The 23,565-nt window shown below is 73.8% G+C and carries 23 protein-coding genes and 1 riboswitch; of the genes, 8 read left to right on the top strand and 15 right to left on the bottom strand.

Features of this window, described 5'->3' with window-relative positions; genetic code table 11:
- The first annotated feature begins 48 nt into the window (after positions 1 to 48).
- The 3 genes from LZG04_RS02485 to LZG04_RS02475 all read left to right on the top strand — a co-directional run bounded on the left by LZG04_RS02485 (position 49) and on the right by LZG04_RS02475 (position 3,882).
- The gene (locus LZG04_RS02485; protein WP_233812634.1) at positions 49 to 561 is read left to right on the top strand and encodes a hypothetical protein; all 513 of its coding nucleotides are present in this window, start codon (positions 49 to 51) and stop codon (positions 559 to 561) included.
- A 332-nt stretch (positions 562 to 893) separates the two neighbouring features.
- The gene (locus tag LZG04_RS02480; RefSeq protein ID WP_233812632.1) at positions 894 to 1,871 is read left to right on the top strand and encodes a serine protein kinase RIO; all 978 of its coding nucleotides are present in this window, start codon (positions 894 to 896) and stop codon (positions 1,869 to 1,871) included.
- Between the two features lie 532 nt (positions 1,872 to 2,403).
- Complete coding sequence (locus LZG04_RS02475; protein ID WP_374202781.1) at positions 2,404 to 3,882, top strand: DEAD/DEAH box helicase; 1,479 nt, start codon at positions 2,404 to 2,406, stop codon at positions 3,880 to 3,882.
- A 68-nt stretch (positions 3,883 to 3,950) separates the two neighbouring features.
- On the opposite strand, the gene LZG04_RS02470 is transcribed toward LZG04_RS02475, so the two are convergent.
- On the bottom strand, positions 3,951 to 4,958 hold the full coding sequence (locus LZG04_RS02470) for a 4Fe-4S binding protein (RefSeq protein WP_233812628.1): 1,008 nt from the start codon (positions 4,956 to 4,958) through the stop codon (positions 3,951 to 3,953).
- A gap of 86 nt (positions 4,959 to 5,044) precedes the next feature.
- Here LZG04_RS02470 and LZG04_RS02465 point away from each other — a divergent pair, with 86 nt between their 5' ends.
- Complete coding sequence (locus tag LZG04_RS02465; RefSeq protein ID WP_233812626.1) at positions 5,045 to 5,497, top strand: helix-turn-helix domain-containing protein; 453 nt, start codon at positions 5,045 to 5,047, stop codon at positions 5,495 to 5,497.
- Between the two features lie 353 nt (positions 5,498 to 5,850).
- On the opposite strand, the gene LZG04_RS02460 is transcribed toward LZG04_RS02465, so the two are convergent.
- Positions 5,851 to 6,705: a DUF5937 family protein gene (locus LZG04_RS02460; RefSeq protein ID WP_233812624.1), complete on the bottom strand. Its 855-nt coding sequence runs from the start codon at positions 6,703 to 6,705 to the stop codon at positions 5,851 to 5,853.
- Positions 6,706 to 6,825: 120 nt separating this feature from the next.
- On the opposite strand from LZG04_RS02460, the gene LZG04_RS02455 reads away from it, so the two are divergent.
- Positions 6,826 to 7,767 carry a hypothetical protein gene (locus LZG04_RS02455; RefSeq protein ID WP_233812622.1) on the top strand — a complete coding sequence of 314 codons (942 nt, stop codon included), beginning with the start codon at positions 6,826 to 6,828 and terminating at the stop codon, positions 7,765 to 7,767.
- On the opposite strand, the gene cobA is transcribed toward LZG04_RS02455, so the two are convergent.
- The 10 genes from cobA to LZG04_RS02405 form a co-directional block, all read right to left on the bottom strand.
- Positions 7,712 to 8,929 (bottom strand): uroporphyrinogen-III C-methyltransferase, encoded by a 1,218-nt coding sequence (gene cobA, locus LZG04_RS02450; RefSeq protein WP_233812619.1) that lies wholly within the window; start codon positions 8,927 to 8,929, stop codon positions 7,712 to 7,714. The two genes, LZG04_RS02455 and cobA, sit on opposite strands and share 56 nt — an antisense overlap.
- Before the next feature lie 58 nt (positions 8,930 to 8,987).
- Entirely contained in the window at positions 8,988 to 9,260 is a 273-nt protein-coding gene (locus LZG04_RS02445) for a hypothetical protein (protein ID WP_233812617.1), read from the bottom strand.
- A gap of 70 nt (positions 9,261 to 9,330) precedes the next feature.
- Positions 9,331 to 10,122, bottom strand: coding sequence for a trypsin-like serine protease (locus LZG04_RS02440; protein WP_233812615.1), 792 nt, complete (start codon positions 10,120 to 10,122; stop codon positions 9,331 to 9,333).
- Between the two features lie 100 nt (positions 10,123 to 10,222).
- Positions 10,223 to 11,482, bottom strand: a complete 1,260-nt coding sequence (locus LZG04_RS02435; RefSeq protein WP_233812613.1) for a cobalamin biosynthesis protein — start codon at positions 11,480 to 11,482, stop codon at positions 10,223 to 10,225.
- Positions 11,479 to 12,321 (bottom strand): hypothetical protein, encoded by an 843-nt coding sequence (locus tag LZG04_RS02430; protein WP_233812610.1) that lies wholly within the window; start codon positions 12,319 to 12,321, stop codon positions 11,479 to 11,481. The genes LZG04_RS02435 and LZG04_RS02430 overlap by 4 nt, the downstream gene beginning before the upstream one ends.
- A gap of 1 nt (position 12,322) precedes the next feature.
- The gene (locus LZG04_RS02425) at positions 12,323 to 13,402 is read right to left on the bottom strand and encodes a cobalt-precorrin-4/precorrin-4 C(11)-methyltransferase (protein ID WP_233812608.1); all 1,080 of its coding nucleotides are present in this window, start codon (positions 13,400 to 13,402) and stop codon (positions 12,323 to 12,325) included.
- A 65-nt stretch (positions 13,403 to 13,467) separates the two neighbouring features.
- Positions 13,468 to 14,841, bottom strand: coding sequence for a cobyrinate a,c-diamide synthase (locus LZG04_RS02420; protein WP_233812606.1), 1,374 nt, complete (start codon positions 14,839 to 14,841; stop codon positions 13,468 to 13,470).
- A complete protein-coding gene (cobO, locus tag LZG04_RS02415; protein WP_233812603.1) occupies positions 14,838 to 15,452 on the bottom strand; it encodes a cob(I)yrinic acid a,c-diamide adenosyltransferase in 615 nt (204 codons plus the stop codon). The genes LZG04_RS02420 and cobO overlap by 4 nt, the downstream gene beginning before the upstream one ends.
- 10 nt (positions 15,453 to 15,462) lie before the next feature.
- Entirely contained in the window at positions 15,463 to 17,406 is a 1,944-nt protein-coding gene (locus LZG04_RS02410; protein WP_233812602.1) for a putative cobaltochelatase, read from the bottom strand.
- A 56-nt stretch (positions 17,407 to 17,462) separates the two neighbouring features.
- Positions 17,463 to 17,559, bottom strand: a riboswitch (cobalamin riboswitch).
- Positions 17,546 to 18,142, bottom strand: a complete 597-nt coding sequence (locus tag LZG04_RS02405) for a TetR/AcrR family transcriptional regulator (protein WP_233812601.1) — start codon at positions 18,140 to 18,142, stop codon at positions 17,546 to 17,548. Its footprint overlaps the riboswitch before it by 14 nt.
- 95 nt (positions 18,143 to 18,237) lie before the next feature.
- Here LZG04_RS02405 and LZG04_RS42300 point away from each other — a divergent pair, with 95 nt between their 5' ends.
- Positions 18,238 to 19,137 (top strand): zinc-binding dehydrogenase, encoded by a 900-nt coding sequence (locus LZG04_RS42300; RefSeq protein ID WP_233812600.1) that lies wholly within the window; start codon positions 18,238 to 18,240, stop codon positions 19,135 to 19,137.
- Here LZG04_RS42300 and LZG04_RS42295 read toward each other — a convergent pair.
- Positions 19,057 to 20,289, bottom strand: coding sequence for a cytochrome P450 (locus LZG04_RS42295; RefSeq protein ID WP_233812599.1), 1,233 nt, complete (start codon positions 20,287 to 20,289; stop codon positions 19,057 to 19,059). The two genes, LZG04_RS42300 and LZG04_RS42295, sit on opposite strands and share 81 nt — an antisense overlap.
- Before the next feature lie 36 nt (positions 20,290 to 20,325).
- Here LZG04_RS42295 and LZG04_RS02390 point away from each other — a divergent pair, with 36 nt between their 5' ends.
- Complete coding sequence (locus LZG04_RS02390; RefSeq protein ID WP_233812598.1) at positions 20,326 to 21,504, top strand: 8-amino-7-oxononanoate synthase; 1,179 nt, start codon at positions 20,326 to 20,328, stop codon at positions 21,502 to 21,504.
- Here the strand turns inward: LZG04_RS02390 and LZG04_RS02385 are convergent.
- Positions 21,458 to 21,916, bottom strand: coding sequence for a GNAT family N-acetyltransferase (locus tag LZG04_RS02385; protein WP_233812597.1), 459 nt, complete (start codon positions 21,914 to 21,916; stop codon positions 21,458 to 21,460). The two genes, LZG04_RS02390 and LZG04_RS02385, sit on opposite strands and share 47 nt — an antisense overlap.
- Positions 21,917 to 21,936: 20 nt before the next feature.
- A complete protein-coding gene (locus tag LZG04_RS02380) occupies positions 21,937 to 22,656 on the bottom strand; it encodes a serine protease (RefSeq protein WP_233812596.1) in 720 nt (239 codons plus the stop codon).
- 176 nt (positions 22,657 to 22,832) lie between these two features.
- Between LZG04_RS02380 and LZG04_RS02375 the strand changes: the two genes are divergently transcribed.
- On the top strand, positions 22,833 to 23,438 hold the full coding sequence (locus tag LZG04_RS02375) for a LysE family translocator (protein WP_233812595.1): 606 nt from the start codon (positions 22,833 to 22,835) through the stop codon (positions 23,436 to 23,438).
- Positions 23,439 to 23,565: the final 127 nt, after the last annotated feature.

Below are 23,565 nucleotides of genomic sequence, written 5' to 3'. Positions count from 1 at the left end.
CAGCGTCGGGATTGTCACCCGTCGTGAGGGTGATGTCAGAATGACCGGGTGACTCCCGACACACCCGCCGACACCTCGGTCACCGCGTCCGGAGAGCCGGTCACCCCGGCCCTGCTGCGGGGGATCACCGAGGACCTGCGCACCGACGCGCTCGACGCGCCGGAAGCCCTCAAGCGGGTGTGGTCCGGGCTGTGCGCGGCCCGCCTGCTCGGCCTGCGCCTGGCCCAGGTGGACCAGACCTGGCGGCAGCGGCAGGTGAACGCGGAGTCCGTGGAGCACCAGCTCGCGCACGACCTGGGCACGACGGCGACGTACGCGGGCACGAAGCTCGTCTTCCCCGACACCGGACCCCCCACACCGCTCCCGGCCGGCGAGGTGGACGAGGCCGTGGCCGCGTTGACCGACTTCAGCGCCACGGCCCGGCAGCGGATGCTCGCGGTGGCGCCGCAGGCCGAGCAGTGGCACGACGAGCGGGTGCTGAGGCACGACTCGCTGGTGATCCGCCAGCTCGGGGCGGCCTGGCTGGGCGAACGCGCCGGCTACCGCCTGGAGTCGCGCTGAACCCGGTCGCGTGAATCGGTGGCGGTGAGCCCGCGACGCGGTGAAGCCGGGACGTGGCGAACCTGGATGTGGTGGACCCGGGTGGCGGTGAAGCCGGGTCGCGGTAAATCGGTTGCGGCCGAGCCCGGCAGCCGGGCACCCTGCTGCACGTACGCGCACAGCGCCGGTGGTGGCAGACCACGGCGGACCCGAGGAGGTGCCAGATGGCGACAGCTGTCCGGGACGTGGCACCGACCCGTCCGCTCGCCCCGCTCGCCTGACGCGAACCCGCGCGAAGGACCACACCGCGCCGGGTGGGGGCGATCACTCCCACTTCACCTGGAGCACATCCAGTGCGCGAGCACGAGCAGTACACCCATTTCGAGACCGAGTTCGACCACGCCGACGACCTCCGGTGGCGTGCCAAGAAAGCGAAGAAGGCCGCCGCGCGCAGCGACGGCGACGTCGAGCCGGGCCGTCGCGGCCGGCTCACCGAGGAGGCCAAGGACCGGCTCGCCCAGATGCGGGAGGACGCCGTCGCGGCGGACGTCCCGCAGGACGGCGACCGCTGGTCCACCTGGGGCGACGCCGACCAGGGCCCGAAACCGCACCCGGACTGGCTGGTCACGGACCTGTCCGCGGTGGACCGCGAGCTGGGGATCGTGAAGACCGGCAAGGAGGCGGACGTCTTCCTGCTGGAACGCGCGATGCCCGGTACCGACCGGTCGTGCCTGCTGGCCGCCAAGCGGTACCGCAGCAACGACCACCGGCTGTTCCACCGGGACGCGGGCTACCTCGAAGGCCGCCGGATGCGGCGGTCGCGCGAGATGCGCGCGATGGCGAACCGCAGCGCGTTCGGCCGCAACCTCATCGCCGAGCGGTGGGCGGTGGCCGAGTTCGCCGCGCTGACGACGTTGTGGCAGCTCGGCGCACCGGTGCCCTACCCGGTGCAGCGCGACGGCACCGAGTTGCTGCTGGAGTTCGTCGGCGCGGACGGGGCGGCGGCGCCGCGGTTGGCGCAGTTGCGACCGGAGCCCGACGAGCTGCTCGACCTGTGGCGGCAGCTCGTGGACGCGCTGGGCGTGATGGCGTCCGCCGGGCTGGCGCACGGCGACCTGTCGGCGTTCAACCTGATGGTGCACGACGGGCGGCTGGTCGTGATCGACCTGCCGCAGGTGGTGGACCTGGTGGCGAACCCGCGCGGACCCGAGTTCCTGGAGCGGGACGTGCGCAACGTGGCCGGGTGGTTCACCGCGCACGGCCTGTCGCCGGAGCTGGCCGAGCCGCGCGAGGTCACCGAGATGCTGCTGGATCTCGCCGGCCTGCGCTGAGGGGCGGTCGGTCCGGACAGCGGATGGCGCACGAGCTCCGGGTCGACACCGGCCCGGAGCTCGCCGGCGCGGGCACCTGCGGGAGGTCGAAGTCTTCCGGTCGGTGTCCACGCGGGTCCGGCCTCGCTGTTGCGGGTATACGCCCGGAGCTGTCACCGCGCCATCCGTCGTTGCTCCGTTCAGTTGGTGCGCGCGGCGGTGGCACACGAGCGCCGACACCCCCGTAAACCCGCCGTAACGTGCACTTTTGCGGTTCGCGATGATCATCGGCGCGGTGCTTGGGATCACCCGGTCCACCACCCGTGTGCGCGAGAACACCGCCGGGATGGCGAACCACGGCGCGTGATCAGCTAGACTGAGTGGTGCACCGCCCGGTGGCGCCACCGAGTGCCCCAGGCCGCCCGAGTGGCCGGCGGTGCTTCCCAACCACTATCGGCGCGATCCGCGCGCCGGGCCCGTCCCCGCGATCGCGCCTGCTCAAGCAGAGCAATCCTCGAGACGTGCCGTGTCCCGGAGGTTTGTTTTGCCGACAATGTCCCAAGGCCGTTCCGAGCGCCAGCAGTTCCGCAAGCCCCGCAGCAACAGGCGCCCAGGCCAGGGCAACCGTCGTCCCGCTCCCAGCGCGGAGCTGACGACCACCATTCCCGAACACGTCGAGAGCACGATGCCCGAGGGCCCGCTGCCCTCGTTCGCCGAGCTGGGCCTGTCCGACGAGCTGCTGCGCGCGCTCGAGCAGGCGGGCATCACCGAGCCGTTCCCCATCCAGGCCGCCACGCTGCCGGACGCCATGGCGGGTCGTGACCTGCTCGGTCGCGGTCAGACCGGCTCCGGCAAGACGCTGGCGTTCGGCCTGGCGCTGCTGTCCCGCCTGACCGGTGGTCGGGCCAAGCCGCTCAAGCCGCGCGCGCTCGTGCTCGTGCCCACCCGTGAGCTGGCGATGCAGGTCGAGGAGGCCCTCAGCCCGTTCGCCAGGTCGCTGGGCCTGTGGTGCCGCACGGTCGTCGGCGGCACGTCGTTCCCGCGCCAGGTCGACGCGCTGCGCCGAGGCGTGGACCTGCTGATCGCCACCCCCGGTCGGCTGTCCGACCACGTGCGGCAGGGCACGGCCGACCTCTCCGAGGTCATGTTCACCGCGTTGGACGAGGCCGACCAGATGGCCGACATGGGCTTCATGCCGCAGGTCCGCGCCATCCTCGACCTGACCCCGCAGAACGGCCAGCGCCTGCTGTTCTCCGCGACGCTCGACGGCGACGTGGACAAGCTGGTCCGCCAGTACCTGCACGACCCGGTCGTCCACTCGGTCTCGCCGCCCACCGGCAGCGTCACCACGATGGACCACCACCTACTGTTCGTGTCCGCCGAGGACAAGCAGAACGTGGTCACCGAAGTCGCCGCGCGCGAGGGCCGCACGATCATGTTCGTGCGCACCAAGCACCACGTCGACCGGTTGGCCAAGAAGCTGCGGTCGATGGGCGTGCACGCCGGCGCGTTGCACGGCGGCAAGGCGCAGAGCGCGCGCACGCGCGTCCTGAGCCAGTTCCGCGAGGGCACCACGCCGGTGCTGATCGCCACGGACGTGGCGGCGCGCGGCATCCACGTGGACGACGTGAGCCTCGTGGTGCACGTCGACCCGCCGGCCGACCCCAAGGACTACCTGCACCGCGCCGGTCGCACGGCGCGCGCCGGCCAGTCCGGCACGGTCGTCACGCTGGTCACGCACGACCAGCGGCGCACCGTGCAGGGCCTGACCGCGCGGGCGGGCGTTCGACCGACGTCGACCAAGGTCCGCCCCGGTGACGAGGAGCTGGTCCGCATCACGGGCGCTCGCGTGCCCAGCGGCGTCCCCGTGGTCGAGCCGGAGGTTCCCGTCCGCGCCCGTCGTGGTGGCGGCGGTGGGCCTCGTCGCAGCGGCGGCAGCGGTGGCGGTGCCGGCTTCGGCGGCTTCCGCGGCGGTCGTTCCGACCGGGACCGCGGCGGCTCGGGTCGTCCGCGCCGGGCGGCTCAGCACTAGCCCGTCAGTTTCACGTTCGCGTCAACGGCACCTCGCCCGTCGGGTGGGGTGCCGTTGTCGTGTCCGGGTCACAGGCCGTTGGACACCGGGCGGACGGTCTTGTGGGGGAAGCGTTTGCGGACGTGCGCCTCGGCGGGTGAGCCCGGGACCACGTAGACCGGTTCTTCCTTGTCCTGCAGTGGTTTCACGACGTCGGCGAGGAACCCCTTGCGGTCGTCCAGGAACGGGCCGATGACGTCCTCCCCCGCCGGGCACGCGGCCATGCAGTAGGCCGCCTTGTAGTTCGGGCGGAACGCCAGGCTCTGCCACATCGACGCCGACTCCGCCGGTGAGACGCGACGGCGGTAGTCCTCTCGGTCGGTGCTGTCGGCGACGTTCTCCACCCAGTCGGTGAAGCCGCTCATGAACTCGCGGTAGTTGTGGGTGTAGCAGTCGAGGAAGTTGAAGCCGCCGTCCTTGGAGATCGCGCCCACCGGGCACGCGGCGACGCACAGCTTGCACTCCAGGCACGGGTTGAAGTCGGTCGGCGACGAGTGCTCGTCCACCTCGAAGTCCACCACCACCGTGCCGAGCAGGATGAAGTTGCCGAACTTCGGGTGGATCAGGTTGCGGTGGATGCCGATCCGGCCCAGCCCGGCGGCCTGGGCCACGAGCTTGTGCGAGATCACCCAGCCGCGGCCGGGGAAGTCGTCCATCTCCTGGGGGAAGGCGGCGGCCGGGTGCACGGCCCGGTGGCCCGCTTCCTGGAGGGCCTTGGCGAGTCGGTGCCCGACCGCGTCCGCGTCGTCCAGGGTCTGGTGGAACTCGGTGTTGGCGATGCTGCGCAGCGGGCTGCGGACGTTGTCGCGGTTCATCCGCACGCAGAACGCGATGTAGGTGCGGGCGCGTGGGAGGGCGGCTCGGGCTCGTTCGCGGTCCACGGCGAGGTCCGGGAGGTCGACCGGGGCGAAGCCGACGTCGTCCGCACCGGCTTCTTCGGCGATGGTTCGCAGCCAGGCGGTGCTGACGGGTGAGGTGGGGGTCGGTGGTGGGTTGGCGCGGAGGTGACGCACGGTCGGGTGGTCTTCGATTCGCATGGCTTGTCCTTGGCGGGAGGCTGAGTTCGTTGGGGGAACTTAGCGCGGCTGGGTTTCGTTGGGCAACCCTGAGGTAGGGTGGGGGCATGGGAGTCGTCATCGACAATGACCGGTGTTCGATCGCGCGAGCCCTCGGGTTGCTCGGTGAGCGGTGGTCGTTGCAGATCGTGCGCGACATCTCCAACGGGGTGCGGCGGTTCGAGGAGTTGCGGGAGCACCTCGGGGTCGCGCGGAACGTGTTGAGCAACCGGTTGTCGGCGTTGGTGGACGCGGGGTTGCTGGAACGGGTGGCGTACCAGGAGTTCGGGTCGCGGCAGCGGCACGAGTACGCGTTGACGTCGGCGGGGCGCGAGCTGTGGCCGGTGTTGATGGCGTTGATGGCTTGGGGTGACCGACATCTGGCCGACGGGCCGCCGCCGGTGGAGCCGGAACACGTGGGGTGCGGGGGGAAGGTGGCGTTGGTGCCGGTGTGCGAGCACGGGCACGTGGTGGAGGCGGGGCGGGAGCTTGGGCTTCGACTTGGGGCCGGTGGGGTGTGAGGGGTGTTGGGGTGTCGGGGTTCGGGCAGCTCGGTGGTTGAGGCCGGCTCGATCTGACATGGGGCCCGTACAGGCACTCCAGGCAGGCCAAAGCCGGCAGGCTCAAAGCACCCGAACCCATGTCAAATCGGGCCTCTGTGGGCTGGCGGCGGGTCCGATGTGGGTGTCACTCGGGTGGGCGAAGCATGCAACCTTTGACAACCTGAATCGCATTTCTCACGTTAGCCGGATAAAACGGCCGGCCCGGCGGCGAGGAGGCGTGGGCAGGGCGTGGGCGTGGGCGTGGGCAAGGACAGGGGCAGGGGCAGGGGCAGGGGCAGGCGAGGGTAGGGCAGGGGGAGGGTCAGTCGGGGTCAGGTCAGCAGGGAGTCGGCGCGGGTGGTGCGCATGTGGAGGACGTGTCGGCCTTCGCGGCGGGTCGTGACCAGGCGGGCGGCGCGCAGGATGTTGAGGTGCTGCGAGACCGCGCCCGCGGTGATGCCCAGGGTGGTGGCCAGGTCGGTCGTGCTTCTCGGGGCTTCGAGCAGGGTGAGCAGGTGGGCGCGGGTGCGGCCGATCAGGGCGGACAGGTCGTCAGGCGTCCCGCGGTCCTCCCACAGGGTGCCGATGCCGCGGGCGGGGTAGCGCAGGACGCCTTGGCCCACGGGGTCGATCGCGATCCACGCCTTCGGCCAGCAGAAGGCGCTGGGGCACAGGACCAGGCCGTGCTCGGCCAGGTCGACCCGGTGCTCGGGTTTGCGGTGGAGGATCAGTTCGCCGTTGGACCAGGTGACTTCCGGGTGGAGGTCTTGGAACACCGCTTCCACGCCCTTGTCGGCCAGGGTGGCGGCGCGGGTGGCGATGTCGGCTTCCAGGACCGTGGTGATGCGCTTCCAGTGGGGGGCGATGAGCAGGTCGTGGCAGCGGCGGATGATGTCGGCTTCCGGTGGGGCGACCTGGCGGAGCTCGGTGTCGAGGTCGGGCATGCGGACGTCCGGCACGGGCATCAGGTCGGCCGGTTTGGCGGGCCCCTCCAGCCGGGCCAGCAGTGTGTCGAGGCCCGGGATGTCGGCGACCCGGTCCCTGGCCCAGCGCACCCACGGCAGGTGGACGGCGTGGGCTCCCGGGGTGCGCAGGCCGTCGACCGCCATCACGGTCTCGAACACCGGGGAGTAGGCGAACCGCACCTTGGCCAGGCCCACCCCGGCGAGCCGCACCCACACCGCCACGACGTCCCCGTTCCCCGTGCCCCGCCGGCGATTGTCCCACCCGGACGGTGGCCTGCCCCACCCCGCGTTGGCGGGTCGGCACCAGTGATCTCGGTGGGGTGACGGCCGAGGCTGGTGGGCATGACGAAGACGTGGCACCGGCCCACCCTGTGGTTGGCCGTGGTGATGGCGGTGGGTGCGGTGGCGTGCGCGGTGGCGATGGTGGTCGACGGGCGGGTGTTGCAGGGTGCGCCGCTGTGGGCGAAGCCGTTCAAGTTCGCGGTGTCGTTGGCGGTGTACTCGGCGACCCTGTCATGGCTGCTGGCGCTGCCCCACCGGGGCCGGAAGTGGACGTCGGGCGCCGGGACGGTGATCGCGGGGATCATGTTCGTGGAGGTCGGGCTCATCGCGGTGCAGGCCGGGCGGGGCATGTTCACGCACTACAACAGCTCCGACGACCCGTTGAACCAGTTCGTGCAGATGACGTTCGGCACGGCGATCCCGGCGATGTTCCTGGCGAACGTGGTGCTGGCGCTCGTGCTGTCGTTCCAGCGCTTCGCGGGGCCGGACGTGCGCTGGGCCGTGCGCGCCGGGCTCTACCTGGCCATCCTCGGCATGGCGTCGGGGTACCTGATGGCGTTCCAGCGCAAGCCGGTCACGGCGGTGGACGCCGGCGGGCGGGAGGTCGAGCTGGTGGCCGGGCACAGCGTCGGCGTGCCCGACGGCGGCCCCGGGTTGCCGATCACGGGGTGGAGCACGACGGGCGGTGACCTGCGGGTGCCGCACTTCTTCGGGATGCACGGCTTGCAGGTGATGATCCTGCTGGCGCTGGCCCTGGCGGGGTTGGGGCTGGCCGAACGGGTCCGCACCCGGCTGGTCGTGGTGGCCGCGCTCGGCTACACCGGGTTGTTCGCGCTGCTGGTGTGGCAGGCGATGCGGGGCGAGCCGTTGGTCCACCCCGGCGGCACGACGTGGGCGGCCCTGGGTGGGCTGGTGGTCGTCGTGGCCGCCGGGGCGGGGTTGGCGCTCAGGAGTGGAACGGCAGTTCCGCCGCCAGTGCGGCAACCGGTCCCGCAACGATGATCGCGGGCGGGCGGATGCCGTGCGCGGCGATGTCGTCGGCGAGGGAGGCGAGCGTGGAGCGCACGACCTTCTGGGTGCGGGTGCTGCCCTCCTGGATCACCGACACCGGGGTGTCGCCGGGGCGGCCCGCCATGAGGGCCTCGGCGAACGCCGCCGCACGCTCCACGCCCATGAGGATCACGACCGTGCCGGTGAGCCGGGCCAGCGCCGACCAGTCGACCAGCGACCGCTCGTCGTCCGGGGCGACGTGCCCGGACACGACGACCACCTCGTGCGCCACGCCCCGGTGCGTCACCGGCACGTCGGCCAGGGCGGGCACGCCGAACGCGCTGGTCACGCCGGGTACGACGGTGACCGGGACGCCCGCCTCGGCGCAGGCGATCAGCTCCTCGAAGCCGCGGCCGAACACGTACGGGTCGCCGCCCTTGAGCCGGACCACGAACCGGCCCGCCTTGGCGTGGTCGACGAGCGTGGTGTTGATGAAGTCCTGCGTGGCCGCACGTCCGTAGGGGATCTTCGCCGCGTCGACCACCTCGACGTGCGGTGGCAGTTCGTCCAGCAGTTCGCGCGGGGCGAGCCGGTCGGCCACGACGACGTCCGCCCTGGCCAGCAGCCTGCGCCCGCGCACGGTGATGAGGTCGGGGTCGCCCGGTCCGCCGCCGACGAGCGCGACGCCGGCGGGTTGGTCGTGGTGGTCGGCGATGGAGCCGTCGCGCAGCGCGGTGAGCAGGCCGTCGCGGACGCCGGCGGATCGGCGGTGTTGGCCGCCCGCGAGGACGCCGACGAGCAGGCCGTCGTGCTCGCCGACCGCCGGTGTCACGGCGGTGCCCTTCACGGCGACGTCGGCGCGCACGCAGAACACGCGGCGCTCCTCGGCGTCGGCGGTGATCCGCGCGTTCACCTCGGGTGAGGAGGTGCAGGCCAGCACGTACCAGGCGCCGTCGAGATCGCCGTCGGCGTACTCGCGGGCGTGCCAGACGGCCTCGCCGCCGTCGACGATGCCCTGGACGGCCGGGGTCACCTCGGGTGAGATCACCTCGACCCGGGCGCCCGCCGCGACCAGCCTGGGGAGCCTGCGTTGCGCGACCGTGCCGCCGCCCACGACGACGACGCGCCGGCCGGTCAGGTCCAGACCCACGAGGTAGTGCTGTTCACCGTGCATGGGTAGAAGCATCCACACCAGACATGCCCTGTCCAACCCGGGTGCTTCACATCACGGATCACCGTAGGTCGATGCGGGCGTGCACGGCGTCGGTCTGGCAGCGGACCTTGGTGGTGCCGGTGCCGTTGCCGATGGTCAGCCAGGAGCTGTCGACGGTGGTGCCGTCGGCGCAGGAGGCGACGAGGCGGAACGTGCCGCGGCCTTCGCACCGGCCCAGGGCGGTCTTGCCGTCGACGGCGGTGGAGCACGAGTGCAGCCCTTCGGCCGCGGATGCCACGCCCGGCGCGGTGGTCAGCACGAGCAGCATCGGGATCACGAGTAGTCGGCGCATGGCACCGGATCGAACCCGGTGGAGGTGCCCACGACCGGGAGTACACCCGGTCGTGGGCACGTCGCGGTGGTTACAGCTGGGCGGTGATCACGGAGTAGTACGAGGCGATGCGCGCGTAGACGCCGGGGTAGCCGGCGAGGGCGCAGCCGCGGCCGAACGAGGTGGCGCCGATCAGCTTGCCGCCCGCGACGAGCGGGCCGCCGGAGTCGCCCTGGCAGGTGTCGGTGCCGCCCTGGGGGTAGCCGGCGCAGACCATGGAGGTGGGGCTGTAGTTGGAGTAGGCGGTGCGGCAGGTCGAGTCGGACGTGACGGGCACGGTCGCGCCGAGCAGGTAGCGGGAGGCGGAGCCGCCGGAGGACGTGGTGCCCCAGCCGTAGATGCGGGCGCTGGTGCCGGCGGCGTACAGGGCGGTGTCGCTGGGGGTGGCCAGCGGCAGGTAGGTGGAGCTGATGCTGGTGCCGAGGGTGAGCACGGCGACGTCGTAGCCGGAGCTGGCGGTGCGGTAGCTGGGGTGGACCCAGATGGAGGTCACCGTGGCCACGGTGCCGGCGGTGCTCTGCTTGTCGTCGCGGCCGTGCACCACGCGGGTGCTCGACGCGCTGCGGCCGCTGACGCAGTGGGCGGCCGTGACGACCTTGTTGGCCTTGACGAGCGTACCGCCGCAGAACTGGCCGCCGGTGCTGGTGGCCAGGTACACGACCCACGGGTAGGTGCTGGTGGAGACGCGGGAGCCGCCGACGATGAACGGTGACACGCCGGTGTCGGAGGTGGTCTGCGCCGAGGCGGGCGCGGTGGTCATCAGACCGACCGCGGCCACGGTCGAGGCGAGGACGGTGAGCAGGCGACGCAGGGTTTTCGCCATGTCGATCCTTCCGGTGCAGGGACGCCCTGTGCGGGCGCACCTCCCAGCTAGGACCAAGACGACGAAAGCGACAACCGCCTTTCGACGGGCCCTCGGCGCTTCACAGTTGACGAGTGACGCCGGTCACGCGGATGACATCGGCGCGTATCGGCCCGGAAACGACCGGTCCGGCGCCGGTGTCCACGTAGGCCACGGCCGCGCCGGCTTCGGCGAGCCGCACCGCGCCGTCGGCGGCGACCTTGGTGCCGGGTCGCAGGAGGTGCCGCACCTGGGCCACGCATTCGGCGCTGCCGACGACGACGGAGGCGCGTCGCAGCTCGGCTTCGGCGCGCGGTGTGCGTTCGTCGGCGTCGCCGGGGCCGAGGCCGACGAGGGCGAGCCGGCCGCGTGGCAGGACGCGTGCGGCGGCGACGGTGACGCCGTCGCCCTTCACCTTCTCCGCCGCGATCTCGACGCGGCCGCCGGCGGAGAGTTCCATCGCGCCGCGCAGGGCCGCCGCTTCGGCCACGCTCGGGATGCCGATGGCGAGCTCGGCCGGGTTGGGCACGGGGATCACGGCGAGTTCCTCGCCGGGATAGGCCAGCAGCGGCGCGGTGGTCGAGTCGTGCCAGAAGCCCCAGTCCTCCAGGGCGTCGGCGATGCCCTGTTCGGCGACCTTGCGGTCGAGCGTGGCGAACGCCCTGATGGCGCGCAGGTCGAGCCCGCGCCGGTCCTGGAGCTGGGCCAGCGCGGCGGACACCGCGGTCGCCGACACGCCGGTGCTCGACCCGACGCCGACGACGAGGGTGCGCGGCACGACGCGGACCACGCGGTCGTCGGCCGGTCCCTTGGGCACGCGGTCGTCCACCAGCACGGTCCAGGCGGTCTCGTGGCCGCCCGTGACGACGTTGTCCGGCAGGGCGGGCAGCGGGAAGCCGAGCGGATTGGCCAGCAGCACCGGCTCGCCGAGGCGGACCGCCTCGCCGCACGCGGCCAGGTCGCCCTCGACGGTGGCGTCCAGCAGCTCCACCAGTTCGTCCAGGGGTGAGCCGGCTGACGCCGAGGTGGTCACGGGCTGCGCGTCGAGCACGTCGGCGACCCGTTCGGCGAGGGCTTCGGCGCCGCCGAGCAGCGCCACGGCGAACCCGCCGTCCACGCACACCACGCCCGGGTCGGCCCGTTCGTCGCGCAGGAGGGGTGCGACCAGGCGCACGGTCGGCTCCGTGCCGAGGAAGAACACCGCCGATCCCAGTCGTGGCCACAACGCGCGCAGCGCGGGTCCGATGGGGCCGTCGGGCACCACGGCGTCCGGGCCGAGGAACCCGGCCAGCTCGACCGCGGCGCGACGCCCGCGCTCGCCGGCGGCGAACACCCCGATCACGCCTTCTTCACCCCCCACAGCACGGTCACCGGGTTGGTGGCCAGGAGGGTGCCGCCGGTGAGCCGCGCGGCGGTGACCTGGCTGCCCTCGACGGCGTACCCGGCCTCGTGCAACGCGTCCCGGGCGGGCAGGACGCGGTCGAGGTCGGCGGTCGCCACCACGACGCGCCGCGCGCCCGATCGCACGCTCTGCCGCACCACGTCCGCGCCGCCGCCGCCGACGTGGACCGCGTCGGGCCGGGGCAGCTCGCCCGCTTGGTCCAGCTCGGCTTCGACCACGCGCACGTCCACGCCGTGCGCGGAGGCGTTGGCGATGATCCGCACGCACTGCACCGGGTCGCGTTCCACCGCGACGACGGCCGCGCCGAGCCGGGCGCACTCGACGCCGATCGCGCCGGGGCCCGCGCCGACGTCCCACACCAGCACGCCGGGGCGCGGGGCGAGCCGGGCCAGCACGAGCGCCCGCACCTCGGCGACGGCGGTCATGCCGTCGCGTTGGGCGAAGTCGCCGTCGGGCAGGGCCCAGCCCTCGCCGGTGGGCGCGAAGTTCTGCTCGGCCAGGCACAGGATCGCGCCGGGCTCGGTCCAGCGGCGGGCGACCGCGTCCGCGGGGTCCACCGTGGCCAGGCCGGCGGCGGACTCGACCACGAGGGTGCGCCGCCACCCGGCCAGGTCGCGGGCCAGTTCGGCCGGGTCGGCGCCGGAGACGACGACGGCGGGCCGGGCGCGGCACACGTTCACCGCGTGCCGCGGGCCGACCGCCTCGGCGTCCACGACGGTGACGTCGTCCCAGGAACGACCGGCTCGGGTGACGAAGCCGTGCAGCGCGACGACGTCCATGTCAGTTCGCGCGCTTGTTCTTCTTGGCCCGCGTCCCGGTCGGCTTGCGCGGTGTCGTGCTCGCCTGCACGGTGGCGGTGCGCTTGGTGGCGGCGGCGACCACGGGCTTGGGCTTCGGCTTGGCCGCGTCGTCCGCCGGCGCCGCTTCGGCCTGCTCCGGCGCGTCGGCGACCAGGTGCAGCAACGGTTCGCCGACCGGTTCGGCCTTCGGCTTCGCCGCGGCGCGCTTGGTGCGCGCCGTCTCCTGCCAGTCGTGCACCGCCGACCACGCCGCCGCCGACGGCGACTCGACCGACCGCGCCACGGGCCGGCTCGCGCGCTTGGCCCACTTCGACGGCCGCGCCCGGCGCACCGGCTCGTCGCCCTCGACCGCGGTGACGCGGCGGCGCGACGGGGGCTGCGCGAGCACCTTGCCGACCAGGAACAGCGTAGTGCGGTAGAGCTTGCGCTCCTTCACGCACGACTCCAGCTCCCCCACCGTGGTCTGCACGACCGTCTCGTCGGGCAGGGACACCTTGTACGCCACCACGACCGGCGTGTCGTCGGCGTACCCGCCCGCGCGCAGCCGTTCGACCAGCAGGCCGGCGCGGGCGCCGGAGGCGGAGATCGCCATGGTGGTGCCGTGCGCCGCGAACTCCTCGACGTGCTCGGCGCTCTCGGGCCCGACCAGCAGCAGCGAGTGCGCGACCTCCGAGGTGGTCAGCTCCCGGCCGACGGCGGCGGCCGCGGCGGACACCTGCGACACGCCCGGCACGACGTCGGTTTCCAGGCCCAGCCGCTGGCAGGTGTCCTGCTGGTCGCGCAGGCCGCCCCACAGCGACGGGTCGCCCGCGTGCAGCCGCACGACCTTGAGCTTGCTCACCGACGCCCGCCGGTACACCTCGACCACGTCGGCCTCGGTGACGCGGGAGAAGTCGACCAGCTCGGCGTCGGGGCGGGCGTGCTCGCGCACGCACTCGACCTCGACCACGCCGGGCGACCACAGCACGACGTCGGCCTCGGCTATCCGCTTCGCGCCGCGCACGGTGATGAGATCGGCGGCGCCGGGACCGGCGCCCACGAAGGAGACCCGACCAGTCATCACAACTGCTCCCCACGACGTGTTCGGCTTGGTGGGCAAGGACCGTACCGCGCGAGCGCGATCCACTAACGAGTGGCCTCGGAGCGCACGGACTCGCTCGCGCAGGCCGCCACGAAGCGCGTCACGGCCTCCGGCGCGGACGCCGGGTGGGTGTGCAGGTACGACGCGTGCACCCGGCCGAGGACGAATCCCTCGGCCACCGGGCGCAGGTCGTGGCCGCGCCACTGCCAGGCCGGTTTCGGGCCGTGCGGGACGCTGAGCGCGGTGCGGTGGAACTCGTGGCCGGTGACCCGGGAGCCCGCGCGGGCCAGCACGGAGTCCTGCGGGGCGACGGCGTCGCGGTAGCCGAGGGTGAGCCGGGGCGTCATCGCGCCGTCGGCGTCGATCACGCCGCACATGGGCGCGCCGTCGAGGGAGTTCGCCAGGTACAGCAGGCCGCCGCACTCGGCGTGCACGGGCGCGCCGGCGCGGGCCAGGGCGGCGACGGCGTCGCGCAGGGGCGCGTTGGCGGACAGCTCGGCGGCGTGCTGCTCGGGGAAGCCGCCGGGCAGCACCAGGCCGGCGGTGCCGTCGGGCAGGGCCTCGTCGCGCAGCGGGTCGACCACGACGACGTCCGCGCCCGCCGCGGTGAACAGTTCGACCTGCTCGGCGTAGCCGAACGTGAACGCCGCACCGCCCGCGACCGCGATCGTCGGGCGGCCCGGCACGGGCTCGACCTCGGCGCGCGGGTCCCAGGTGGGCACGGCCATCGCGGGCACCTCGGCGGCGAGGCGGCGCACCGCGTCGAGGTCGACGTGCCGGGCGACGGCCTCGGCGATGGCGTCCACGGCGGCGGTGGCGGCGGGTCCGTGCTCGGCGGCCGTGACGAGGCCGAGGTGGCGTGACGGGAGGGCGAACTTGTCGTCGCGCGGCAGCACGCCCAGCACCTCCAGGCCGACCTCGGCGCACGCGCCGCGCAGCACCTGCTCGTGCCGGGCGGAGCCGACCTGGTTGAGCACCACGCCGCCGAGCCGCACGGTCGGGTCGTAGCCGCGGAACCCGTGCAGCAGGGCGGCGAGGCTGCGGCTCTGGCCGCGGGCGTCGACGACGAACAGCACGGGCGCGGACAGCAGCTTGGCCACGTGCGCGGTGGACCCGATGCCCTCGGTGTCCACCCGCCCGTCGAACAGGCCCATCACGCCTTCCACCACGGCCAGGTCGCAGCCACGCGCGCCGTGCGCGAACAGCGACGCCACCCGGTGCTCGCCGACCATGACCGGGTCGAGGTTGCGGCCCGGCCTGCCGGTGGCCACCGAGTGGTAGCCGGGGTCGATGTAGTCGGGGCCGACCTTGAACGGCGCGACCTTGTCGCCCGCCCGGCGCAGCGCCGCCATCAGGCCGGTGGCCACGGTGGTCTTGCCGCTGCCGGACGCGGGCGCGGCGACCACCAGCCGGTTCACCACTCGATCCCCTTCTGCCCCTTCTGGCCCGCGTCCATGGGGTGCTTGACCTTGGTCATCTCCACCACCAGGTCGGCGGCCTCGACGAGCGCGTCGGGCGCGTACCGGCCGGTGATGACGACGTGCTGGTGTCCGGGCCGGTCGCGCAGCGCCGCGACCACCTCGTCCACGTCGATCCAGCCCCAGTGCAGCGGGTAGGTGAACTCGTCGAGCACGTAGAGGCCGTGCTGTCCGGCGGCGAGGCGTCGGGCGATCTCCTGCCAGCCCTCGCGCGCGGCGGCGGCGTGGTCGTCCTCGGTGCCCTGCTTGCGGGTCCAGGACCAGCCCTCGCCCATCTTGTGCCACTCGACCGGTCCGCCTTCGCCGGTCTGCTCGTGCAGCCGGCCCAGCGCGCGGAACGCCGACTCCTCGCCGACCTTCCACTTGGCGGACTTCACGAACTGGAAGACGCCGATGGACCAGCCCTGGTTCCACCCGCGCAGCGCGAGGCCGAACGCGGCGGTGGACTTGCCCTTCATCTCGCCGGTGTGCAGCACGACCAGGGGCCGGTTGCGGCGCTGGCGGGTGCTGAGGCCGTCGTTCGGGACGACGGACGGTTGACCTTGGGGCATCTCGGTGCTCCTACGCGGCTCGGGCCGCGCGCACCACGCCGGCCACCTGGTCTGCGGACAGTTCTTCCAGGCGCACGCACGCCGCTCCCAGCGCGCCCGCCACCCGGGCGGCCAGGTCGAGCCGGACGGGGCCGTGCTCGCAGTCGACCACGACCGAGGCCACCCCGTCGGCGGCGAGCAGCCCGGCGGCGCGCAACGCGTCGCGGAGCGGGTCGCCGCCGGTGCCGGTCGCCGTGGCGCGGCCGTCGGTGAGCAGCACCAGCAGCGGGCGGCGGCGCGGGTCGCGGACCCGTTCGGCGGCCAGCACGCGGCGGGCGCGCAGCAGGCCGTCGGCCAACGGGGTGCGGCCGCCGGTGCGCAGGGCGCGCAGCCGGGCCGCCGCGGCGTCCACGGAGTTCGTCGGCGGCAGTGCGACCTGGGCGTCGCGGCCGCGGAAGGTGACCACGCCGACCTTGTCCCGCCGCTGGTAGGCGTCGCGGAGCAGGGAGATCACCGCGCCGCTGACCGCGGACATGCGCTGCCGGGCGGCCATGGAGCCGGACGCGTCGACGACGAACAGCACGAGGTTGCCCTCCTTGCCCTCGCGCACGGACAGCCTCAGGTCCGGGCCGCGCAGCTCCAGGCCGGGACCGCGGCGGCCGCGGGCGGCCTGGTGCGGGGCGGCGGCGGTGAGCGTGCCGACGACGTGCAGGCCCGCTCCGTCCACAGTGGACGACCGGACGACCCGGCCGGTGCGGGCGCGGGCACGGGACCGCTTGCCCGGCGCGCCCTCGCCGACGCCCGGCACCTGCAACAGCCGGGCGCGGAACGCGGGCGCGGGCGCGTGGGACCGCTCCGCCGAGCCCGCACCCTGACCGTCCGAAGTGGACTCCGATGGTTCGTCGGGCAGCGACGAGCCGCCGCCGTCGTCGTCCGGGCCTTCGGGTTCGGGCTCCGGTTCCTGAGCGGCTTCCGCGCCCTGCTGGAGGGCGTCGTCGAGCTGCTCCTCCTCCAGCCCCGGCTCGTCGAACGGGTCGCGGCGCTTGCGGTGCGGCAACGCCAGCCGCACGGCCGCCTCCACGTCCTGCTCGGCCACCTCCGCGGCGCCGCGCCAGGCCGCGTGCGCGGTCGCCGTGCGGGCCACCACGAGGTCCGCGCGCATCCCGTCCACCTCGAACGCGGCGCAGATCGCGGCGATGCGGCGCAGTTCCGCGTCCGGCAGCACCACGTCGGCGAGCCGGTCGCGGGCGGCGACGATCCGCCGGGCGAGCTCCCGGTCCGCCTCGGCCCAGCGGGCCGCGAAACCCTCCGGGTCGGCCTCGTAGGCCAACCGCCGCCGCACGACCTCGGTCCGCGTCGGCACGTCCCGCGAAGCGCGCACCGAGACCGTGAGGCCGAAGCGGTCCAGCAGCTGCGGGCGCAGCTCGCCCTCCTCCGGGTTCATGGTGCCCACCAGGAGGAACGACGCGGCGTGCGAGACGGACACGCCTTCGCGCTCGACGTGCGCGCGGCCCATGGCGGCGGCGTCGAGCAGCAGGTCCACGAGGTGGTCGTGCAGCAGGTTCACCTCGTCCACGTAGAGCACGCCCCGGTGCGCGGCGGCCAGCAGGCCGGGCTGGTAGGCGCGGACGCCCTCGGTCAACGCGCGCTCCAGGTCCAGCGAGCCGACCAGCCGGTCCTCGGTCGCGCCCACCGGCAGCTCGACCAGCCGCGCCGGACGCCGGTCCGCGCCGCCGTCGTGCGGCCCGTCGGGGCAGTCGGTCGGCACGGCCGGGTCGCAGCCGAACCGGCAGCCCGGGACCACGTCCAGCTCGGGCAGCAGCGCGGCGAGCGCGCGGACCACGGTCGACTTCGCGGTCCCCTTCTCACCTCGGACGAGCACCCCGCCGATACCGGGGTGCACGGCGTTGAGCAGCAGTGCCGTGCGGAGGTCGTCGTGGCCGACGACTGCGGAAAAGGGGAAACGCGCGCCCATGCGGCGGTGTCCTTCCTCGGGTGTCCACGCCCGTGTCCGGTCGACGAGTCGGGGGTCGAGTTCCTGACTCCCGGCTCCTCGGTCCGGTCACAGTGGCGGGACCGTGCCGGATTCGCACCGGCTTCCTCGCGCACCCCCTCTACAGCCTGGGCATCGTCGCACTTCCCCCGGCGTGCTCCAAGTCCCCGGCCAGCACGCCGCGCGCGAGCGAGATCACACCGGCGCGCACCCGGGGCACGCCCAGGCCGCACTGGTGGACCAGGTGGCGCAGCACGTCGGCGCGCAGCTGGGCCAGCAGGGCGTGGGCCAGGAACTCGGCGTCCGCACCCGGTCTGACCTGCGCGATCAACGCGGCCAGGCGGTGGTGGGTGAGGTCGGAGTTCGAGTCGCACGCGATGCTGCGCGAGGACACCCGTTCCAGCGCGGTCACCAGGGGCAGGGCGGCGATCACGTGGTCGAACAGGGTGGCCACGAACGTGATCACCCTCTCGTCCGCCGGGACGTCGTCGGCCTCCAGCAGGGCCGCGGACTCGGCCCGCCAGCTCTGGGAGGTCTCGTCCACGACGGCTCGCACGAGCCCGTCGCGGTCGCCGAAGCGGCGGAACACCGTGCCCTTGCCCACGCCCGCGGCGGCGGCGACGTCCTCCATCGAGAACCCGTCGGGGCCGTGTTCGGCGATCAGCCGCGCGGCGGTGGCCAGGATGGCGGCGCGGTTGCGCTCGGCGTCCTTGCGCATCGCCGACCTCCCGACCTTGACAGAAGCGGACCGACAGTCCGTATCGTAGCCGACAAGAAACGGACCGTCAGTCCGTTTGAGTTCCGGGAGGCGTTGTGCGAGCGGTGCGGTTCCACGAGTTCGGTCCGGCGGACGTGCTCGAGGTGCGGGAGGTGCCCGACCCGACGCCGGGACCGGGCCAGGTGCTGGTCCGCGTCACGGCGATCGGCGTGAACTACGGCGAGACGCTGATCCGGTCGGGCCGGGCCACCGAGGTCGTGCCCTGGTACGACCTCGCGCCCGGCGCGCTCGGCGGCGAGGTGGTCGGGGTGACCGACGACGGCAGGCGGCTGATCGGGTTCGCGCTGGGCGAGGGCTACGCCGAGCGGGCCGTGCTGCCCGAGGACGCCACCGAGGTGCCCGACGGCGTGTCCGACCACGAGGCACTGGCCCTGTACCTCCAGGGCGCGACGGCGATCGCGGCCGTCGACGCGGTCCGGCCGGCCGCGGGCGAACGGGCGCTGGTCGAAGCCGCGGCCGGCGGCGTGGGCAGCCTGCTGGTGCAGGTCGCGGCACGGGCGGGCGCGACCGTCGTGGCCGCCGCCCGGGGCGAGCGGAAGCTGGCGCTCGCCCGTGAGCTGGGCGCGCACGAGGTGGTCGACTACGGCGAGCCGGACTGGTCGAGCCGGGTCGACCCGGTCGACGTGGTGTTCTCCTCGGTCGGCGGCGCGGTCGGCAGGCAGTCGTTCGAGCTGCTGCGCGACGGGGTGGGCAGGCTGGCCGTGTTCGGCTTCGCCAGCGGCGAGCCGCTGGACGTGACCGCCGTCGACGCGTTCCGCAAGGGCGTCGCGGTGCTCGGCTTCGGCAACCCCCTCACCCCCGACACCGTGCGGCGGGCGTTCACGCTCGGGCTGCGCCCGGTGCTGGGCGAGGCCCTACCGCTGGCCGACGCCGCCCGGGCCCACCAACTGCTGGAGGACCGCGCCACCACCGGCAAGGTCGTCCTGGTCCCCTAGCTCGACCCGCACGCTCAGCGGCGCGCGGAACGACAGCAGGCCCAGCATCGGCGGGGGCTCGGCCGAGGCCAGGCGCAGCCGCGGGAACCGCCGCGCGGTCTCCCGCAGCACCACCTCCGCCTCCAGCCGGGCCAGGCCCGCGCCCAGGCAAAAGTGCCTGCCGAAACCGAACGCCAGGTGCCTGCGCGCGTTCGGCCGGGCCGGGCAGAACCGCTCGGGCTCGTCGAACACGTCCGGGTCCGAGCCGCTGCCCGCCAGCATCAGCAGCACCGGCGCGCCCGCCGGGAGGTCCACCCCGGACAGCGTGACCGGCTCGGCGGTGACCCGCCGCCACGTGCTCACCGGCGGGTCACGCCGCAGCACCTCCTCCACGCACGCGGCCGCCACGCCCGGCTCGCCCAGCCGCGACCACAGCCCGTCCTCCCGCAGCACCGCGTGGAACGCCGCGCACAGCAACTGCGTCGTCGTCTCCTGCCCCGCGATCAGCAGGAAGTAGCACAGCCCGGCCGCGTCCCGGATCGGCACGCCGTGCGCCCGCAACGCGGCGAACAGGTCGTCACCCGCCGGGTCGGCGGCCTTGATCCGGGAGGTCAGCCACTGGTGGAACGCGGCGGCGGGCCGGGCCAGCTCGTGCTGCCGCGCGGTCGTGACGTCACCCCAGAACAGCTCCAACGACGCCGTGCTCCACGCCTTGAGCGCGTCGACGTCCACGTCCCGGATGCCCAGGACCTCCAGCAACACCAAGGCGGGCAGGTCCCGGGCCAGCGCCGGGTGCAGGTCGGCCCGCCCGGTGAGCCGGTCCAGCCGTTCGGCGGCCAGCTCCGCGATCCGCGGCCCGACCGCCGCCACCCGCGCCGGGGTGAGGAACCGGGCCACCAGCCGGCGCAGGTCGGCGTGCGTGTCCGTGCCGTTGTTGGCCAGCGTCGGCGGCAGCGAGAAACCGGCCCTGGCCAGCACCCGCAGCACCGGGCGCGGGATCGGGACCACCGCGGTCAACGCGTTGTCCGGGCGGAAGCGGCGCGGGTCGGCCAGCACGGCGCGCACGTCGTCGTACCGGCTGACCAGCCACAACCCGGTGCGCTCGTCGCGGTGGACCGGCGCGTCCTCCCGCAACGAGCGCAACTCGGCAGGCTCCGGCTGGAAGAGGTCCACGCCGGCACCGTAGCCGTCGGATGCGACACTGCCGGCGTGAGTGTGCGCACAGGTGAGTCGGTGTTCGACTGGATCGACACGCGTGCCGAAGCCCGCGCGAAGGCGGGCCTGGCCCGCCGGGTCCGGCCCCGACCGGCCGACTCGACGAACCTCGACCTGGCGTCGAACGACTACCTGGGCCTGGCCCGCGACAAGCGGGTGACGGGCGCCGCCGCGGCGGCCTCGCTGCGCTGGGGCGCGGGTTCGACCGGCTCGCGACTGGTCACCGGCTCCACCGAGCTGCACACCGAACTGGAGTACGAGCTCGCGAACTTCTGCGGCGCGCAGTCCGCGCTGGTGTTCTCCTCGGGCTACGCGGCGAACCTGGGCGCGCTGACCGCGCTGACCGGCCCCGGCACCGCGATCGTGGCCGACCAGCACATCCACGCCTCCCTGATCGACGGCACCCGGCTGTCCAAGGCCGACGTGGTGGTCGCCGGGCACTGCGACGTCGGCCAGGTCGCGCACGCCCTGGCCACGCGCGGCAAGCGGCGGGCGCTCGTGGTGACCGACTCGGTGTTCTCCGTGGACGGCGACCTCGCGCCCCTGGCCGAGCTGGCCGCCACCTGCCGCGAGCACGACGCGGCGCTGGTCGTGGACGACGCCCACGGCCTCGGCGTGGTCGGTGACGGCGGCCGCGGCGCGGTGCACGCGGCGGGCTTGGCCAAGGCGCCCGACGTGGTGACGACCGTGACGCTGTCGAAGTCGTTGGGCGCGCAGGGCGGCGCGGTGCTCGGGCCGAGCCGGGTGATCAAGCACCTGGTCGACACCGCGCGCACGTTCATCTTCGACACCGGGCTCGCGCCGGCCAGCGCGGCGGCGTCCCTGGCCGCGTTGAAGGTGCTGCGGGAGGAGCCGGACCGACCCGCGCGGGCGCTGGACGTGGCCCAGGACCTGGCGTTCCGGCTCAAGGAGAAGGGGCTGCGGGTCAGCACGCCGACCGCGGCCGTCGTGTCGGTGCAGGCGCCGTCGCCCGAGGCCGCGTTCGACTGGGCCGAGGCGTGCCGGGCGCAGGGCGTGGTCGTGGGGTGCTTCCGGCCGCCGTCGGTGCCCGACCGGATCTCCCGGCTGCGCCTGACCGCGCGCGCCGACCTGTCCGAGGCCGACATCGAGCGCGCGGTGCGGGTGATCACGGAGACCGGCGCATCCGCAGGTGCGGTATCCCGTCCTCGATGAACTCCGCGCCCTGCGGCCGGAACCCGAACGACGCGTAGAAGTCGGCCACGTAGGTCTGCGCGTCCAGCACGCACTCGGCCTGGCCGACCTCGGCCAGGGCCGCTTCCATCAACCGGCGGCTGTAGCCGCGGCCGCGGGCGGCGCGGGCCGTGCAGACCCGGCCGATGCGGAACGTGCCGCCGGGCTCCTCCAGCAGCCGCAGGTAGGCCTGCGGCCCGGCCGAGTCGTCGGACTCCAGCCAGAAGTGCCGGGTGCCCGGTTCGAGGTCACGCCCGTCCAGCTCCGGGTAGGGGCAGTTCTGCTCCACGACGAACACGTCGGACCGCAGCTTGAGCACGTCGTAGAGCTGGTCGGCGGTCAGGTCGGCCGACCACTGCCGGCGCAGCGTCGCCGGGTACGGGTGTGAGCGCACCCCACTGTGGTACCACAGTCTCAGATTTGGTCCCGGTAGCGGCTCAGCCGCGTGTAGACGCCCGGTTGGCCGGGTCGGGCGCAGCCGCGACCGTAGGACACCAGGCCCACCAGCTCGCCCGCCACGGTGAGCGGCCCGCCGGAGTCGCCCTCGCAGGCGTCCTTGCCGCCCTCGGGGTAGCCCGCGCACAGCATCCCGCCCGGCTGGTAGTCGGGCACGGCGGCGGCGCACTCGGCGTCGGTCCTGATCGGCACGTCGACCTCCAGCAGCCGCCGGCTCGGCGCGCCCAGCTCACCGGTCCGGCCCCAGCCGTAGACGGTGGCCAGGCCCGACGTGGCGTCCGCGACGCGGACCGGCCGGTACGGCACCGGGGCGGCCAGGGTGAGGGTCGCCACGTCGTCGCCGGCGGAGACCTCGGTGAACGCGGGGTGCCGCCACAGCGCGGCCACCTGCACCGCCCGGCCCTCGGTCGAGTCGAGGTGGGCGCGGCCGACGACCGCGGTCAGGTCGGCGGGACGCCGGTCACGGGTGCCGAGCGCGCTGCGCGCGACCGTGCAGTGGGCGGCCGTCACCACCTTGTCCGGCGCGACCAGCGCGCCGCCGCAGAAGAACGCGCCACCGTCGAACAGCGCCACGGCCCACGGTGTCGAGGGCGCTTCCCGGCCACCCACGATCGCGTCCGCGGGCAACGCGGACAGGACCAGCACGAGAACGGCGAAGATCGGCGCGCTGATGCGCATGGAGCACCTCTCTACGACATGTGGTCGAACCGGCACCGACCGTAGCGGAGCCGTCCCACCCGAGGCAGCGGGGTATGAGATCCGGAAAATCTGTTGTTAGAGTGCTGTAGCGCCGAAGATTTAACGGCCAGTGAGGCAGATCACGGAGATCTGTCCGGAACATGAGGGAGGTTTCCATGCACCTGGACTTCACCCAGCTGCCGGCGTTCCTGATCGCCTGCGCGGTGGTCGTGCTGACCCCGGGCGTGGACGCCTTCCTGCTGCTGCGCACGTCGATGCGGTCCGGCACCCGCGCCGGGCTGCTCGCGCTGGCGGGCATCCACACCGCCGCGCTCGCGCAGGTCGCCCTGGTGATCTCGGGCGTGGGCGTGGTGATCGCCCGCTACCCCGCCGTGCTGACCGGGCTGCGCTGGATCGGCGCGGCATACCTGCTCTACCTGGCCGTGACGATCACCCGCGGGCTGCTGCGGCGCGCGCCGGACGAGGTGGCGGCGGTCGCGACCCGACCGTTCCGGCAGGGCTTCCTGACCAACATCACCAACCCCAAGATGCTGCTGTTCTCCCTGGCGTTCCTGCCGCAGTTCATCGGCACGGGCGACCCGGCGCCGCAGCTCGGGATGCTCGCCGCGGTGTTCCTCGGGCTGGCCGCGCTGTGGGAGCTGACGATCGTGGTGGCCGCGGCGCGCGTCGCCGGATCGCTGCGGCGACCCGGCGTGACCACGGCGCTGGACGCGGTGTGCGCGGCGGTGTTCCTCACCATGTCGATCGGTCTCGTGCTCTAGATCGGCCCCGCCTTCTGATCGAAAGCCTCAGGAGGAGGTTAGCCAGAACAGCCGAATCCGCTGGGCCGAAAAGGCTAGTCCGCCCCGGTGAACTTGCTGCGCACCTTGCCCGCCGCGCCCACCAGCA

The organism is Saccharothrix sp. S26 (assembly GCF_021390395.1).
In the GTDB taxonomy this organism is placed as follows: domain Bacteria; phylum Actinomycetota; class Actinomycetes; order Mycobacteriales; family Pseudonocardiaceae; genus Actinosynnema.
This window is presented reverse-complemented; position numbering and strand designations above follow the sequence as displayed.